At 62.8% G+C, this 16,466-nt stretch carries 18 protein-coding genes; 14 read left to right on the top strand and 4 right to left on the bottom strand.

What is annotated here, in order from left to right:
- Window positions 1-3: 3 nt before the first annotated feature.
- The 3 genes from BN972_RS02305 to BN972_RS02295 are packed head-to-tail and all read right to left on the bottom strand — an operon-like array spanning window position 4 to window position 2,977.
- Complete coding sequence (locus tag BN972_RS02305) at window positions 4-1,095, bottom strand: NAD(P)H-dependent amine dehydrogenase family protein (RefSeq protein WP_036352428.1); 1,092 nt, start codon at window positions 1,093-1,095, stop codon at window positions 4-6.
- A 2-nt stretch (window positions 1,096-1,097) separates the two neighbouring features.
- On the bottom strand, window positions 1,098-2,177 hold the full coding sequence (locus BN972_RS02300) for an NAD(P)H-dependent amine dehydrogenase family protein (RefSeq protein WP_036352425.1): 1,080 nt from the start codon (window positions 2,175-2,177) through the stop codon (window positions 1,098-1,100).
- Between the two features lie 11 nt (window positions 2,178-2,188).
- Window positions 2,189-2,977: an SDR family NAD(P)-dependent oxidoreductase gene (locus BN972_RS02295; RefSeq protein ID WP_036352422.1), complete on the bottom strand. Its 789-nt coding sequence runs from the start codon at window positions 2,975-2,977 to the stop codon at window positions 2,189-2,191.
- Window positions 2,978-3,162: 185 nt separating this feature from the next.
- Here BN972_RS02295 and BN972_RS02290 point away from each other — a divergent pair, with 185 nt between their 5' ends.
- From BN972_RS02290 to BN972_RS02225, 14 genes are all read left to right on the top strand, one after another.
- Entirely contained in the window at window positions 3,163-3,765 is a 603-nt protein-coding gene (locus BN972_RS02290; protein ID WP_036352419.1) for a TetR/AcrR family transcriptional regulator, read from the top strand.
- Window positions 3,766-3,862: 97 nt separating this feature from the next.
- Window positions 3,863-4,564 (top strand): hypothetical protein, encoded by a 702-nt coding sequence (locus tag BN972_RS02285; RefSeq protein ID WP_051544969.1) that lies wholly within the window; start codon window positions 3,863-3,865, stop codon window positions 4,562-4,564.
- Between the two features lie 126 nt (window positions 4,565-4,690).
- The gene (locus tag BN972_RS02280) at window positions 4,691-5,296 is read left to right on the top strand and encodes a TetR/AcrR family transcriptional regulator (protein WP_036352414.1); all 606 of its coding nucleotides are present in this window, start codon (window positions 4,691-4,693) and stop codon (window positions 5,294-5,296) included.
- Between the two features lie 165 nt (window positions 5,297-5,461).
- Window positions 5,462-6,964 (top strand): nitric oxide reductase activation protein NorD, encoded by a 1,503-nt coding sequence (locus BN972_RS02275; protein ID WP_200869712.1) that lies wholly within the window; start codon window positions 5,462-5,464, stop codon window positions 6,962-6,964.
- Window positions 6,961-7,746: a CbbQ/NirQ/NorQ/GpvN family protein gene (locus BN972_RS02270; protein ID WP_036352409.1), complete on the top strand. Its 786-nt coding sequence runs from the start codon at window positions 6,961-6,963 to the stop codon at window positions 7,744-7,746. The genes BN972_RS02275 and BN972_RS02270 overlap by 4 nt, the downstream gene beginning before the upstream one ends.
- Before the next feature lie 26 nt (window positions 7,747-7,772).
- The gene (locus BN972_RS30780; RefSeq protein ID WP_036352406.1) at window positions 7,773-7,904 is read left to right on the top strand and encodes a hypothetical protein; all 132 of its coding nucleotides are present in this window, start codon (window positions 7,773-7,775) and stop codon (window positions 7,902-7,904) included.
- Between the two features lie 86 nt (window positions 7,905-7,990).
- Window positions 7,991-8,596: a hypothetical protein gene (locus tag BN972_RS02260; RefSeq protein WP_390176192.1), complete on the top strand. Its 606-nt coding sequence runs from the start codon at window positions 7,991-7,993 to the stop codon at window positions 8,594-8,596.
- A gap of 21 nt (window positions 8,597-8,617) precedes the next feature.
- Entirely contained in the window at window positions 8,618-9,052 is a 435-nt protein-coding gene (locus BN972_RS02255) for a hypothetical protein (protein ID WP_036352401.1), read from the top strand.
- Window positions 9,049-10,107 carry an NAD(P)H-dependent amine dehydrogenase family protein gene (locus BN972_RS02250; RefSeq protein ID WP_036352398.1) on the top strand — a complete coding sequence of 353 codons (1,059 nt, stop codon included), beginning with the start codon at window positions 9,049-9,051 and terminating at the stop codon, window positions 10,105-10,107. Before BN972_RS02255 ends, BN972_RS02250 begins: the two co-directional genes overlap by 4 nt.
- Before the next feature lie 14 nt (window positions 10,108-10,121).
- The gene (locus tag BN972_RS02245) at window positions 10,122-11,174 is read left to right on the top strand and encodes an NAD(P)H-dependent amine dehydrogenase family protein (RefSeq protein WP_036352395.1); all 1,053 of its coding nucleotides are present in this window, start codon (window positions 10,122-10,124) and stop codon (window positions 11,172-11,174) included.
- Window positions 11,171-12,406, top strand: a complete 1,236-nt coding sequence (locus BN972_RS02240; protein ID WP_036352393.1) for a cytochrome P450 — start codon at window positions 11,171-11,173, stop codon at window positions 12,404-12,406. The genes BN972_RS02245 and BN972_RS02240 overlap by 4 nt, the downstream gene beginning before the upstream one ends.
- Window positions 12,403-12,822: a hypothetical protein gene (locus BN972_RS02235; protein WP_036352390.1), complete on the top strand. Its 420-nt coding sequence runs from the start codon at window positions 12,403-12,405 to the stop codon at window positions 12,820-12,822. Before BN972_RS02240 ends, BN972_RS02235 begins: the two co-directional genes overlap by 4 nt.
- A gap of 98 nt (window positions 12,823-12,920) precedes the next feature.
- A complete protein-coding gene (locus BN972_RS02230) occupies window positions 12,921-13,898 on the top strand; it encodes a YihY/virulence factor BrkB family protein (protein WP_036352389.1) in 978 nt (325 codons plus the stop codon).
- Window positions 13,899-13,939: 41 nt separating this feature from the next.
- Window positions 13,940-14,872, top strand: a complete 933-nt coding sequence (locus tag BN972_RS02225; protein WP_036352386.1) for an LLM class F420-dependent oxidoreductase — start codon at window positions 13,940-13,942, stop codon at window positions 14,870-14,872.
- A gap of 12 nt (window positions 14,873-14,884) precedes the next feature.
- On the opposite strand, the gene BN972_RS02220 is transcribed toward BN972_RS02225, so the two are convergent.
- Complete coding sequence (locus tag BN972_RS02220; RefSeq protein WP_200869691.1) at window positions 14,885-16,348, bottom strand: phospholipase D-like domain-containing protein; 1,464 nt, start codon at window positions 16,346-16,348, stop codon at window positions 14,885-14,887.
- Window positions 16,349-16,466 lie beyond the last annotated feature (118 nt).

Genomic DNA, 16,466 nt, shown 5'->3' with positions numbered 1-16,466 from the left:
CGACTAGCGCACCACACCGCGTAGCGTCACCAGTCCGAGTTCCTTGTGGGTGAGGAACCCCGGTGGTGCATCGCAGACGGCCGGGATGGTGTTGACCGGGCCCATTGCTGTCCAGGTGTATCCGGGATTTCCGTGATCACCGTTTTCATCGGCGGCGCCGCGCAGAATCAGTTCGGTGGACACATCGCCCTGCACCACCAGGCGGTAGTGGTAGTAGCCGTCCCAGTCCGGTCTGGGGTCAATCGCGTCGTGCTCGGTGAACGAGTACATCTCATGCAGGGTGACGAAGGGCCTGCCGTCTACCCAGGCCGACCACTCGTGCTGCTGGGATGCCACGGTGCCCTTCTTGATGACCCCCTTCAATCCGGGCATATCCATGTCTTCGGTTCCCTCGTAAGGAATGTCGCGCGTGGCCAGTCCGACTTTTGTTTCCGTCGTGAACTTTTCGACGGTCTTGCCCACGCCGTCCACCACCATGGACAGCGACTGCGCGAACAGGGACCACGCGGCTCCGAACAGGTTCCCCGCTTCAAACTCAGCCGGTTCCTTTCCGAATCCCATTTCGTCGAGGTACTTGAGCGTGTCCTTGTTGAAGTTCACCACTTCGTAGATGTCAATACGGTCGATCCGGCTCGCGATCCGGCACAGCGTCAGCACCAGCAGGTCCGCCGCAAAGCCGGGATGAATCCCGCCGCCATGGAACGATGTGCCACCCTCCCGGCATGCTTCCTCGATCTTGTCGATGTCCGCGGCGTTCGTTTCGGTTCGGTACCACCAGGCACCACCGGAGGCGACGACGTTCTTCCCTCCCCGCAGCAGACGGCAGATCTCGTCAATGTCGGACCAGAGCGGTGCATAGAACACACAGTCCGCATCCAGTGCTTCCAGAGCTGCCTTGTCGGTTGTTGCGAGCACACCGAACGGGGCCACCCCGACAAGTTCGCCGGCGTCTTTACCGACCTTCTCGGGGCGACTACACAGCACGCCGACGACCTCGTAGACGGGGTTGTCGGCGAAATGGCGCAGCGCGAGCGTTCCGACATTGCCGATGCCCCACTGGATTACGCGATACTTCTCCTTTGTGGTCTGCGTCATGGCTACTCCTTCCACACGAGGCCGCGAAGAGCCTCCGCGGGTGGAATCTCGTCGACGGCGATCAATCCCGCGGGCGCACGACACACCCAGTCGATGACATTCATTGCGCGGGCGGCCGTGGAAATGCAGCCGGCGTCTGTCGTGTCGAAGAGCGGATGCGAGACGTGGGTGTTGATCTCTATTCGAGGTTCGCCCTCGGTGACGACTCGGTGGACCCCGGGTTGGCCGTCCGGCGGGTAGGGCCAATCGGGCGCCGCGGCGTTGGTGAGTCTGGTGATGTGTTCGAGGGTGATTACTGGCTGCCCGTCGACGATGCCCTCGGCGGCGAACCGGACTGCGGCCATTCCGCCCGGCTCCACTTTGGTCATGATGCAGTCGATTGGTTCTGGCGTGTACCAGCGTTCATCGCGTTGCCGCACCTCGTCGAGTGTGATCCCGAGATGGTCTGCCAGATTCCGTATTGCGCCACCGAACATGGACACCACAACCCCGGGCAGGAAGAGCATGGGCAGGTCATCATCCGGTTTGAGACCGAAGCCCATTGACTTGCCGGTGAACTCGTAGTCATCGTAGTTTGCGTAGTCGAATATCTCCTGGACGGTGATCGAGGAAATTCGAGTCGTAAGGCTGCACGCCGAGTAGACCAGGGTGTCCCCGGAGAACCCCGGGTCGATACCGTTGACATACAGCGACGTGTTACCCGCTTCGCACGCCCGCTGCAACGGTTCTCGCAGCCACTCATCGGCATGTCGTGGATTGGCAAGCCAAACCAGCGATGTGCCAACCACATTGGTGCCAGCGGCGAGGAATCTGGTGATTTGATCGATCACCTCCATCGGCCGCGTCTCGCCCAGTGCCGTATAAACCACGCAGTCGGCGTCGAGGGCAACGAGTGCGTCGAGGTCGTCGGTGGCCGTGATGCCACTCGGCTCGGTCAACCCGCACAACTCAGCAGCATCCTTGCCGACCTTTGCCGGACCGGAGGCGTGAACTCCGACCAATTCAAAGTCTGGACGTCCGATGATGGCCCGCAACGAATGTCGTCCCACGTTGCCGGTGGAGAACTGGATCACCCGGCGCATCAGCAGCCTCCTCAGTAGTCCGGTATCGGCAAAGGCGAGTTGTTCGAGTCGATTCCGCCGTCCACGTGGAAGATCGCATTGGTGGCGTAGCAGTCAGCCGTGCTCAGGTACACGCAGAGGCGGCCTAGGTCCTCGACATTGCCGAGGCGATGCAGCGGGGTGGCCTCCTGCATCTTCTCCAGCGACCCGGGCATCAGATCCAGGCTGGACTGTAAACCGTCGGTGGCGAACGAACCGAGCGCGATGGCGTTGACCCGGATTTTCGGGGCAAGTTCCTGAGCCATCGCGCGGGTCAGTGCTTCCAGGGCACCCTTGGCTGTGCAGTACGCGGCCAGCGCGCGGATGCCGAAACGCGCTGAACCCGAGGAGATGTTGACGATGTTGCCCCGGCCGGCCTCGATCATGTGCGGGGCGACGAGTTGGCTCATGATGAAGGTAGACGTGACGCACCAGTCAAAGGCGAGTTGGAAATCTTCGTCTGTGATATCGAGAAACCTCGCGTACGTGGCCCCGCCGACGTTGTTGATCAGGATATCGACCCGACCGAATTGTTCGATGGCCGTCGAGACCACTCGCTCGCTATCCGGCCGGCTCATCGCGTCCGCGACCAGCGCCAGCCCCTTGCCGCCGGCCGCCTCGATGCCGTCGATGGTGGCCACGATGTCCGACTCTGTCCGCGCGGTGCCCACAACAGTCGCACCGGCTTCGGCGAGCACCCTCGCGATTCCCTGGCCCACACCCTTGCCGGCCCCGGTGACTATGGCCACCTGCCCCGTCAAATTGAACTGCTCCAATGCCATAGGGGCTCCTCCCAGTGGAACGGCGGCACGAGGCGATACCGTGATCATCTAACGACGCAAATTGACTTAAGTCAACGATTGAACTACGCCTCGCCCTGGTGTCTTACTGGCCCGAGTAGGGCTATCGCGATACTGTGTGCAGTCATGTTTGCGACGCAGACAGAACGGACAGCAAAAGCGGCATAATGACATCGAGCAATAAGCTTTCGGCACGCGAAACCAAGCGCCTGCAGACGCGGGAGCGGCTGATGGGAGCGGCTGTCGCCGAATTCAAGCGGTCCGGGATGGCCGATGCGGACGTTGGCGCCATCGTGGCCGCCGCCGGGGTTGCCCACGGCACGTTTTTCTTTCACTTTCCCACCAAAGAACATGTGTTGCTCGAGTTGGAGCACCGCGAAGAACAGCGGATGGCCAACCAGTTCGCCAAATTCCTGGAAACCGGGCCAGAACTCGCCGACGCGCTCCACGAAGCGGTCCGGTTGGTATCCGGCCTGGAACGTCGGCTCGGCGAAGAATTGTTCAAAGACTTTTTAGCGCTGCACTTTTCGCAGACCCGTCCGCCCGTCGAAGACGGTCGGGACCATCCGATCATCGTCGGGGTGGCCCGTGAGATTGAGCAGGCGCAGCAACGTGGCGACGTCGATCCCGACGTCATCCCGATGAATAGCGCGGTGTTCTTTTTGCTCGGGTTATACGCACTTCTCACAACGACGAACACGTGGCTGACCCGTGACGCCATCCTCGACGATTACGTGACCCGAACGCTGCGCAGCCTCCAACCACGGTAGCCTCGACTGTTGACCCCAGTCAGTTTCTCGACTAGAAAAAGCTGGGGCAAGGGAGGCGAAATTGAATCTGCCCACTTTGAACTTCCGCCGCTCGAACATGGGCGTTCCATCGACCGATAACGCCCGTGAAGGGCTTACCTTCGACGAGCACATGGAGGAGTCGCGGCTCGCCCAGCGGCAGGCCGACAAGTGGTTGATCTCGGGGTCCCTGCTGATCGGGACGGCTGCGCTGGGCATCTTCGGCCTACCCCTGTTCCTTCGTGGAGTCTGGCTGCTACGCCGTGCGCAGCGGACCGGCCTGTCCGTGCGGCCGATGCTCGTCACGCTGCTTGGCTATCTGGTCATCATCGATGCCGCGATCAATACGGTGGGCTGGGCGCTGGACATGGTCGGCAACCACACCCTGCTTGGCAGAGTGCTTTTGGTGGGCTGGGGCAACATGTTCGATGCCGGTTACTTCTGGCACTTCAATGAATTGTGGATCGGTGGTGCGGCCGGCCCCGGTGAGAAGGGCTGGGAGATCGGCTTGATCTTCACCGTGTTCACCATGCGGATTGCGGCCGGGATCGGCTTCTTGCAGATGAAGCGATGGGGACACCAGTGGATGGTGATCACCTGCTGGATGGGCGTGGTGATCTGGATCGGCTACGTGTTCAACATGACCATGTACGCGGATGTGCGGTTCTCCGGCGTCATCCTTCCGGTCGTCGGCTGGTGGCTGTACGACATCTTCTACATCACCCCATTCCTCGCGATCCCCTATCTGCACACGGTCAATCGCGAGATCTTCTCTGACTGACTCCTGTCATAAACCTTCAGTTGGGCACTTGAGCTGTCTTTTCGCCCTACACAAGCCTTTCGACGGCAGCGGGTCCGCTCGTTTCTGTTGACTTCAGTCAGCAAAAGGACTACAACAGAGCGCAGGATGACTGCCCAAGTCAGAACGTCTCTGCGCGAAGCGCAGCGGTTGCAAACGCGTCAGCGGTTGCTCGGCGCAGCGCTGGCCGAGTTCCAGCGGGCAGGAATGGCGGCCGCCGAGGTGAGTGCGATCATCAGCGCCGCGGGAGTCGCGCACGGCACGTTCTTTTTCCACTTCCCCACCAAAGAGCATGTCCTGCTCGAGCTGGAGAGCCGAGAAGAAGCGCGCATGGCGGCGGACCTGGCGCGCTTTGTCGCCACACCACATGACCTGGCAGCCGTTCTGACCAAGGTGGCGCGACTGGTCGTCGATCTCGAACAGCGGCTCGGCGGTCCACTATTCAGAGACTTCTTGGGAATCCACTTTTCCCCCACCCGGCCCAAGCGCGATGAGGAGTGGACCGATCACCCGCTAATTGTGCTGCTGGTCAGTGAAATTCAGGAAGCACGCGATCTCGGTGCAGTGCACGCTGATGTCAACCCGTTCTACAGCGCCGTCCTATTTCTGCTGGGCGTCTACGGTGCACTGAGCACGACGCCTGCCGGTTCCGCGCGCGACACGATGCTGCGGGAGCTCATCGCCACTGCCGTCCGGAGCCTGGAGCCTCGATGAACCCGGAAACGCGATAAGGAGATTGGCGCATGGATATGGTTTGGGAGCTCTTGCGATACGTCGCCGCTTGGGGCGGTACCGCTTTGATCATCTGGTTCTGGTACTGGATGTTCTCCAACATCGGAACGTTCTGAGCACGTGGGCGAAGCGGCCGACACGTCGGCAATGTCGATAGAGCGCAGTTGCGCCTTGACGGCGGTGGCGCTCAGCGACCGGCGCCGCGAAGGCGCCCGGTTGATGACCGGTGCCCAACGCAGCTTCGGCTTGAGCGGCGGCTTGGACATCGTGCTCGTCCCCTACCCGTCGTTCGCCCGCGACTGGACCCGACGGACGCTGACGTGCGGGGTTGCCCTGCAATGCTCGCCGTCCAAAGATCGCCTCGCGACTTACCGGTTGACCGATCTCTCTGCCCGAGAACACCGCGCCCTGGTGATCGTCGAGGCCAGTGTCGCCTTGGGCTGGATCGCCGCCAAATGGCCAGGGTTGATGCCCGAGTTACGCAGGGTGCTGCCTGACATCGAGGTCGGCGACCCGGACCTCGACGCGGCAGCGATGTTCGACCGGGCAATCGAAACGGCGCGTGCCGGGCGGTCGCTTCCCGAGTATCCCCTGCTCGGCACGTTACCGCGCACCTACTCGAGTGCTCGTGGGTTGGCAAGCGCGATCAAGAGGTTCGGCCGCATGCCGTGGACCACTACGCAGAAACGTCATCCCCGCGCCCACTCCGTTCCGGTGGGCGGAGACGGTGGTGTGCGCAATCCCAACCTGCCGCCGCCGAGTCGACCCGAGGACAACGACCTAGACATCAGTCCCGAACGCCGGCAAGGCATTCCTTATCCCGAGTGGAATGCCTGGACCAAAAACTTCCTGAAGGACCACGTCGCGGTTCTCGAACTTCCGCCCGGGCCGCGCGCCGGTCAGCCGCAACCGCTCTCGGCGAATCTACGCAAATGGTTCGAGGAGCACACGCACCGCGCGATGACCAATGGGCTCGAAGACGGATCCGACCTCGACGTCGACCAATATGTCCGCCACTACATCGACACAGTGACCAGCCAGACGAGCGAACCCAGAATCTTTCGGGAACTGCTGCCGAGCGGCCGGGACGTCACCACCGCGTTGTTACTCGATGGAAGTTCGTCATTGGGCGTGCACGGCGGCCGTATCTTCCGATTGGAGCTGGAATGCGCCGACGCGCTGTCGCGTGCGATGACACTCGCACGCGAACGTCACGGCATCTTCGTGTTCACCGGAAACACCAGGCATCGCGTCGAAGTTCGTTGTCTCAAGGACTTTCGCGACAGCCGCTACGTGACGCCGAGCAGCCTGGGCCTGATGACCGGCGGGTACACCAGGCTTGGTGCACCGATTCGCCACTTGACGTCTCGCTTGCTGGCACAGCCCTCGGAGCGCCGTCTGCTCATCGTGATCGGCGACGGACTGATGTCGGACGAAGGTTATGAAGGCCGCTACGCATGGGCCGACGTGGCGCACGCCGTCGAGGAAGCCAACGACGCCGGTGTCTCCGTGTACTACGTCGGTGTCGGACCCACCCGCGTCGACCCGCTGCCCGAGGTATTCGGGCCGCGCCGGTCCAGACGAATCAAAAGCGTCGAGGAACTGCCGCGCGTCCTTGCCCACGTCCACCGGGAGTTGGTTGCCGCATGACTGACACATATATTGCCAATGGCAACGAAGTCGAATTGTTCGAACAGGCGTACCGCGAACGCATTCCGGTAATGCTGACCGGCCCCACCGGGTGCGGCAAGACCCGCTTCGTCGAACACATGGGCGCTCTGCTGGGACAGCCCGTCATCACCATCAGCTGTCACGACGATCTCACCAGTTCCGATCTCGTCGGCCGGTTCATGGTCACCGGCGGTGACGTGGTGTGGACGGACGGTCCGTTGACGAGAGCAGTCAAGGCAGGGGCAATCTGCTATCTCGACGAGGTGGTGGAGGCCCGGCACGATTCGTTGGCCATTCTGCATTCGCTGACCGATCATCGCCGTGCTCTCTACCTCGATCGCGCGGACGAGGTTGTCCGAGCGCCGGATTCGTTCATGCTGGTCTGCTCCTACAATCCCGCCTATCGCAGCTCGCTGAAGGAGCTGAAGCCGTCGTTCCGTCAGCGATTCGCCACGCTCCCGATGAAATACCTACCGCCCGAGCAAGAGGCCGAGGTGATCGTCGCGGAGGCGGGGGTGGAGGTCGCGACGGCCAGGCGTCTTGTGCACTGCGCCAATGCCATTCGTAACGCCGACGACGTCTTCCACTTCGAGCCGCCGTCCACCAGAGTGCTGGTCACGGCGGCGAAACTGATCGCGGCCGGCGCTTCCGAAATGACCGCGGCCGAGGCCTGCATACTCGCGCCGCTCAGCACCGACGGCGCGATCAACGACGGTTTGCGTGAAGTCGCGGCGGCAACATTGCTCGCGAGCAACTCCTAGGACAACGAGGGAAAGGCAGCAGCGAAATGGTGGACCAGCAAGAGCGCAAGCGCAAGAAGGCACTCATCGTCTTCCAGATCTTCATCTACGGCTACCTGCTGATCATGTTCGGCATCCAGCTCTACATGTCCTTTGCCCGGGGCTGGTGGGATCTGTGAGTCTTTCTGTCGCTCCGCAAGATTCGGTCAGCCTCAGCGAGCACGAGGACGAGTCACGAAGCGCGCAGCGACGGGCTGACAAATGGATGATCGTCGGGGCCGGCCTGATGGGCTGCTGGGCCCCCGGCCTGATCGGCTTCCCCATCTTCATGCGCGGCGTCTGGCTGCAGCGCCAGGCGCTGCGCGCGGGCCTGTCGGTGCGCCCGATGATCGTCACGCTGATCGGCTACCTCGTGCTGATCGACGGAATGCTCAACAGCCTCGGCTGGGCGTTGGATCTGGTCGCCAACCACACCCTGATCAACCGGGTGCTGATGATTGGTTGGGGCAACATGTTCGATGCCGGGTACTTCTGGCATTACAACGAGTTGTGGGTCGGTGGCGCAGCGGGGCCCGGCGAGAAAGCATATGTGGCCGGTCTGATCCTCACCGTGTTCTCGATGCGGGTCGCCGCAGCGATCGGCTTTCTGCAGATGAAGCGTTGGGGGCATCAATGGATGATTGTCACCTGCTGGATGGGCACAGTCATCTGGTGCGCCTACGTGTTCAACATGACGATGTACGCCGACGTGCGCTATGCCGGGGTGGTTTTCCCGGTGATCGGTTGGTGGCTCTACGACATCTTCTACATCACGCCGTTCCTCGCGATCCCTTACCTGCACACCGTCAACCGTGAAATCTTCTCCGACTGAGGCTGCCAAAGGAGCACTTCCATGACCACTACCCCATCACCCACAGCTGAAAACGAAGCGGCAGAAGACCTTCCACCGGGAACGACGCCCTATTACGCGCGCATGCATAAGTGGATCAAGCGTGCGGTACTCGTGTGCCTGGTGGCGCTGGTCATCGAGGGCGCGTTCACGCTGCCGTTCATGGCGGTCTATTACGGTTATCCGACGTTGAGCCTCACTGAAATCTGCAGTGAGCTACTCAAAGTCCGTTACTCCGATGACAATCTGGAATGCAAATACCCCTACCCGCCATTGGGTCCGCCAGAAGGCGCCGAAGGCAAGGACACCGCCAAAGACGTCTGGGGCATTCAGCCGACACCGAAATACCACCGACTCGGGTTCCGTGAACTGGTCCGCATCCATGAGGAAAGGCTCGCCCGCCAAGCCGCGCAACAGCAGGCCGGCGCGAAGCCGTGACGGGGAAGCTGCGCGTCGTCCAATGGACGACGGGCAACGTGGGCAAGAAATCCGTCCACGCGATCACCGCCAATTCACTGCTCGAGCTCGTCGGCTGCTACGCGTGGTCGCCCGAGAAGGTCGGCCGTGACGTCGGGGAGCTGTGTGGCATGGCGCCCCTCGGAATCCATGCCACCGACGATGTCGATGCGCTACTCGGGCTGCAACCCGACTGCGTCGTCTACAACCCGATGTTCGCCGATGTTGATGAGGTGGCTCGCATTCTGCGAGCGGGAATCAACGTGGTGACCACCTCAGAATTCATCACCGGACACCAACTGGGCTCCGCCCGGGACCGCATCAGCGACGCGTGTGCGCACGGCGACGCGACCATCTTCGGCAGCGGCATCAACCCGGGGTTCATTCAACTGCTGGCGGTCGTCACGGCCGGCCTCTCCGATCGAGTCGATCGGATAGCAATCGTCGAATCCTTCGACACCAGCATCTACAACTCGCCGGCAACGGAGATACCGATGGGTTTCGGGTACCCGATCGATCAGCCGGATCTGCCCGCCATCACCGAAAAGGGATCCGGAATTTTTCGCGAAGCGGTGCAGCTGCTCGCCGATGCCCTCGGCGTCCAACTCGACGACATCAATTGCACAGTCGAATTCGCCCAAACCACAGAAGATCTCACGCTACCGGGCGACTGGACAATCAAGAAGGGATGTGTGGCGGGCATCGATGTGCGGTGGAAGGGGATTTTCGACGCCCGCGAGGTGATCGAACTCCGCGCCGTCTGGACCAAGGGCCAGTCCCTGGACCCGGCCTGGTCGACGAACTTCGGTTACACCGTAACGGTCGAGGGGCGCCCCACCATCAAGACAACACTGAATTTCGAGCCGCCACCGGACTTTCACGGCGAATCGATCGAGGACTACATCATGCTCGGGTTGACCATTACCGCAATGCCGCCGATCACGGCGATACCCGCAGTTGTCGCGGCGCCGCCCGGCATCGCCACCTACACCGACCTGCCCTTGCTACTTCCGCGAGGCGTGCTGGCACGCAACTGAAAGGACAGGATTCGATGTCGAAGACCTATCGCGTCATCCAATGGATGACCGGAGATGTCGGGCAGGTGGCGCTCCGGCATTTCGCAGACAGTCCCGTGTTCGAATTGGTTGCCGTCCTAGTGCATACGCCCGAGAAGGTCGGAAAGGACGCAGGGGATATCGTCGGCATCCCACCGACCGGGGTGATTACTACCGACGACATTGACTCGGTGGTCGCAACCGACGCCGACTGCGTGTTCTATACACCGATCATCATGGACGTCGAGACGGCCTGCCGACTGTTGCGGTCCGGCAAGAACGTCGTGACCACCAGTGGATTCTTTCACCCATCCAGGGATTTTCGGGAGGACGCCGCGAAAATCGAAGCCGCCTGCCAGGAGGGCAACACCAGCTTCCACGGCGGCGGTATCCACCCGGGGTACGCCGGTGACCTGCTGCCCCTGACACTGGCCCGCGTCATCAGCCGGGTCGACAAGATCGAGGTTTACGAGGTGGTCAACGTGCTCGCCGACGCGCCTCTGGACCACATCGACTGGCTGGGCTTCGGTAAACCCAAAGATGAATTCCTCTCGTCGCCAACAATTCTGGGCCTGGGCTTGCCGTTCTTTGCGCAATCGATGTACATGCTCGCGGACGGCCTTGGGGTCGAAATCGACGACATCAACCACGAATTGACCGTGGCAACCGCCACCGGCGACATTTCGCACGAGCTTGGTGTGATTCCCAGCGGGACGGTCGCCGCGCAACATCACACCTGGACAGCGTTGGTCGAAGGCCAACCTCTGATCGTATTCCACGCCATCTATCTGACCGGGGGCCCCGACCACATCGATCCGGCGTGGGATTGGGGGAAAACGCGGTACCGCATCGTGATTGACGGCGATCCACCGAGCGCCCTGACCTTGGAAGGCGTCGAGTCCGCTGACGGCAGTATGAGCCACCCCGGCTACAATTGGACCGCGATGGGCGCCGTCAACGCCATCCCCGACGTTTGCGATGCGGCGCCTGGTTGGCTGACCCAGCTGGATCTCGGTTTGGTGCGACCAAGAGGGCTGGTGCGCAAATGACCGCCGCGACCAGCGCGCCCAGCATCTTCGATGCGGGACTCCCGACGCTCGAATACGACGTCAACGAACCGCCACATGCGGTCTGCGACCGAATCCGGGCGGCGCAACAAGTCGCCCCGATCGCCCTCGGCCCGCTTGGCCCCGAAGTGCTTTCGTACGAACTTGCCCGAGGCATTCTTCGCGATACCCGATTCGTCATCCCACCGGGCCTACATCTGGCTGCCCAGGGCGTGACATCAGGTCCACTGTGGGATCGGGTCGTAGGCAGCATAATCTGCGCCGAAGGCGCCGAACACCATCGGCTGCGCAGCCTCGTCTCGCGGGCCTTCACCCCACGCGCGATCGCCCGGCTCGACGACACGATCGAGACGGTGCTCAACGAACTGATCGACGGCGTGGCTGCCGTCGGGCGCTGCGACATCGTCACCGACATCGCCCGGCACTATCCGATCCCGATCATCTGTGCGTTACTCGGTGCGCCACGAGGAGATTGGGGCCAGTTCGAAGGATGGGCCGAAGCGATCTTCAAGATGGTCAACTTCTCGGTCAACCTGGTCGAGGAGATGCCGACCGTCCTTCGCGGTTGGGCCGAACTCGACGCCTACGTCGACGACATGATCGCCGAACGACGGCACCATCTGACCGATGACCTGCTCTCTGCTCTCATCCGCGCCGAGGATGACGGCGACCGCCTCAGTGCCGAGGAATTGCGCATGACGGTGGCTGGACTGCTACTTGCCGGAACCGACACCACCCGCAATCAACTGGCCGCCTCTGTGCAGGTGTTGCTGGATCATCCCGAGCAGTGGGCGGTGCTGCGGGAACGTCCGGAACTCGCCATGTCCGCGGTCGAAGAGAGCATGCGCCACTCGCCTGCGGTCTGTAACACGGTCCGCACCGTAGCTGAGGACGTCGCGTTCGGCGGATACACCTTCCCGGCTGGCGTGTTCTTGTTCGTCAATTCCTTTGCGGCCAATCGTGATCCCGAGATCTACCCAGACCCCGACCGCTTCGACATCACCCGGCAGGGCGCACCCGCGGTGTTGACGTTCGGTGGCGGCGCGCACTACTGCCTGGGCGCGAACCTGGCCAGGAAGGAATTGGCCGAAGGGCTCACGATTCTGGCGCGACGGATACCCGATGCCCGTCGAGCGGCACCGGCACCCTGGAAGCCAATGATGGGCATGAGCGGACCGACCAGCCTGATCGTCGAGTTCGGGCCAGGGCGATGACCGACTCACCTTCGCGGCTGCATCACGTTGTCTTCGCGGTGGGGCGGGACCGTCACGACGAGGTGGGGCGCCTGTTCACCGAGCTTGGCTTCACCTTCAACGAGGTCACCCTGCACGAGTTGGGACTGCGGGTGCTGCTGGACTGGGCGCGGGGTATCGAACTGATCAGTCCCGACCCGGCATCTACCGCTGAGGTCGCCGCCTCGGTGAACGACTTCCTGTCCAGCCACGGGGACGGCGTCTACACGGTGGTGGTGCAGGTTCCCGGCGCGTCCGCGGCCGAAGACATCGCCAAACGCTACGGCTCGATCACCCGATTCCGACAGGGCTTCTCCAGTGACGGCAACTATCTCGAGGAGATCGATCTTTCGGTGTGCGGGCTGCCGCTAACGTTCCTGGCCACCAACCTGCCGTGACCATTCCCGGCGCGCCTGGTTGACATCGTGCCGTCGGGGGTATCTCACCGGCAGCCCTGCGGGCGGGGATGGCTTCGGTGTGAATGAAGTGAGCGGCGATGGTCGGCTGGCTGGACAGGTTGCAGCGACGCAACCGTGGCGTTGGGTTGGTCGTCGCGGTCGTCTATAAATATCTCGATGATCAGGGCGGATACCTGGCCGCGCTGATCACGTACTACGCCTTCGTCTCGCTGTTTCCGCTGCTGTTGCTGCTGACCACCGGCCTCGGAGTGCTGCTGCGGGGCCGGCCGGACCTACAGGCGCAGGTGCTGCAGAGCACGTTGAGCCAATTCCCGGTCATCGGCAGTCAGCTGCACCAGCCGGAAGGCCTCAGCGGCGGAACCGTGGCCGTGGTGGTTGGCATCCTTGGCGCGCTCTACGGCGGCCTGGGTGTGGGGCAGGCGGTGCAGAACGCGATGGATTCGGTGTGGGCGGTGCCCAAGCACGCTCGCCGCGACGCGATCAGGAGCCGCAAACACAGTTTGATGCTGCTCCTGGTGCTCGGCTCGGCCGCCATCGCCACCACTGTCCTGTCGACCGTCGGACACGTGACCGGATCGCTGGGGGTGGCGGGGAAGCTCGGCGTCACGGTCATCACGGTGTGTATGAACGCCGTGATCTGTCTGGTGCTGTTCCGCGTCACTACCGCCCGAGACTTGACCTACCGACAGGTGTTGCCGGGTGCGCTCGCGGGCGCACTGATCTGGCAGGTGCTGCAATGGTTCGGCGCCGGCTACATCGGGCATGTCGTGAAAACGTCGAGCGCCACCAACAGCGTCTTCGCGTTGGTCCTCGGCATGCTGGCATTTTTGTTCCTGATCTCCTCGACATTGGTGCTCTGCGCCGAGATCAACGTTGTCCTGGTGGAGCAGCTGCATCCACGTGCGTTGCTGACGCCGTTCACCGACGATGTCGATCTCACACCGGCGGACCGCAAGACCTACACCCGCAAAGCCAAGGCCGAGCGCGTCAAGGGGTTCCAGCGTGTCAGTGTGAAGTTCAGCGATCTGCACCGCAAGGAGACGCACACACCGTGAGCCGTTAACATGTTGCGGTAATTACGGATTCGGAAGGAACCATGGAGTTTCGGGTATTTGTCGAACCGCAGCAAGGCGCCTCGTACACCGACCAGCTCGCCGTCGCGCAGACCGCCGAACGGCTCGGTTATGCCGCGTTCTTCCGCTCCGATCACTATTTGGCGATGAGCGGTGACGGCCTGCCGGGTCCAACGGATTCGTGGGTCACCTTGGGCGCGATCGCGCGCGAGACGTCCCAGATACGCCTGGGCACACTGGTGACTTCGGCGACGTTCCGCTATCCCGGCCCGCTCGCGGTCGCGGTGGCGCAGGTCGACGAAATGAGCGGCGGGCGAGTTGAATTCGGCTTGGGCAGCGGCTGGTTCGAAGCCGAGCATCAGGCTTACGGGATTCCGTTTCCGTCGGTGCGGGAGCGGTTCGACCGGCTCACCGAGCAGCTGGCCATCGTCACGGGACTGTGGACGACGCCACCGGGTGAGACGTTCGACTATTCCGGTGCTCACTACACGATCGCCGGGTCGCCGGCCCTGCCCAAGCCGGTGCAAACCCCGCATCCGCCGATCGTGATCGGCGGCACGGGGGCCAAGCGCACACCGGAGTTGGCCGCCGCTTACGCCGCCGAGTTCAACCTGCCCTTCGTCTCGATGGAGGTGGCGGAGAGGCAGTTTCAGCGGGTCTCCGATGCGGTGGATGCCGCGGGCAGGGCCGCCGACTCGATCGTCTACTCCTGCGCCTTCGTGTTGTGCGCGGGTCGAGATGACGCCGAAGTGGCCCGGCGGGCGTCGGTGATCGGCCGGGAAGTCGATGAGATGCGCTCCAACAGCCCCTTGGTCGGCACGCCCGCCGAGATCGTGGACAAGCTCGGCCCGTGGGCGGAGCTGGGGACGCAGCGCGTCTATGCGCAGATGCTCGACATGTCCGACCTGGCGCACCTCGAGCTGTTTGCCGAAGAGGTGCTCCCGCAGCTGCGGTGACGTGGGCTCCGGTCAGCTCCGGAGTCCCGTGATGAACCGCTGTACGGTCCGAGTCAGCGACCGCGGCACATGGTCCGGGTCCATCAGGTCGTTCTCGGCCAGCGGACTCGCCTCGCCGGACACAGTGTCCTCGGTGAGTGGCCGCAAGGTCTTTCCCCGACCACGAAGTGTTTCAACGGCTTTCAGGACAGAACCGGATTGCCCCGCCACCCGCTCGAATTCGCTGACCGACACCCCGAGGTGTTCGGCGATCAGCCGGTCTCGCACGCAGACGATTTGGCGCCGAACGTCGTCGTGGGCGGCACCCTCGGGGTGGGCCTCGATGGCCAGGTCGCATTCACTGTCGAAGCCCAGTGATCGGTTGTTGATGTTGGATGATCCGATACGCAGCAGCCGATCGTCGATCGCCAGTACCTTCGAGTGAACATAGATTGGCGTTCCACCGTCGGTCACCGGCCAGTAGACACCCAATCGCCCGTGCGTGTCCGCCTCCCAGAGCAGCTGCAGAAGCAGGTGGCGCGCACTGTCCATCGCCCCTCGTTCGAGCGGGTTGTTGCCTCTTCGCGGCAAGACGATGACGATCTCGGGTCCGTCACGTTCGCTCAATCGAGCGGCGAGCGCCTCGACGATGCGTCGCGCCGCCAGGTACTGATTCTCCAGATAGATGGTGCGCCGCGCCGCAGCGATCGCCCTCAGGTTCAGTGCCTCGACCTCGCGGACCTCACCGCGATCGTCCGATTCCGGAATGGTCCGCGCGATACCGATGTCGACATTGCGCAGGATGGGGTCCAACCTGCCGGGCCATGCCGTGTGCCTGGCCTCCACCGGGGCCAGCGACTGGCCGGTTGCGTTCTGCCAGCGCTCTCTAGCTTGCGCGGCGAGAGCCGCTGCGGCAGCACGGTCGACGGCCGCGCCCACCTCGTGGCGCGGCCCATAGCTACGCCCCAGGGCGCGCCGGCGGCGGCTGCCGTGCTGATGCGCGGGGGTATCCCAGCGCCCGATGGTGAGGTCGATTCCGCCGCAGAACCCCACCGCATCGTCGATGACCGCGATCTTTTGGTGATGGACCGATCCGGTCGGATGATCGCCGTCAACGGCGAAATGCAGTCGCTTGTTGCTGATCTGGTTCACCACTGACACCGGGGTAAGACCGAACCATACGTCGTCGAACACCGGCAACAGGCGCAGATTGGACTTCAGCAGGTAGATCTGCAGGTCCGGTCGCTTGCGCAGCATCCAATACAGGAAGGTGCCCAGCTGATTGGGGCCGGGCAGGGTCCTGGCGCCCCGCTCAAAAGCCATCCTGAGGTCCAAATCCCAACCGATGAGCATGATCCGGTGCTGAGCGCGCAGCATCGCGGCCTTGACGTGCCGGAAATAGTCGGCCGCATCGATCAGCGCGGTGAACTGTTCGGCCCGCGCCAGACGCCAGCAGGTGTGGCCGGGCACCAGGAGTCGATCGTCAGGCACGCTCATTCTTTCGCTGGGTGGCGGCTCAGGGTCGGCATCGCCGTAACTACCCATATTTCCACCGCGCGCAACATGGTCGCACGACGGCTCGCCATATATGCTTCCCTATCACAAGTAGTTGATA

Origin of the sequence: Mycobacterium asiaticum DSM 44297, from assembly GCF_000613245.1 — a bacterium.
Lineage (GTDB): Bacteria > Actinomycetota > Actinomycetes > Mycobacteriales > Mycobacteriaceae > Mycobacterium > Mycobacterium asiaticum.
This window is presented reverse-complemented; position numbering and strand designations above follow the sequence as displayed.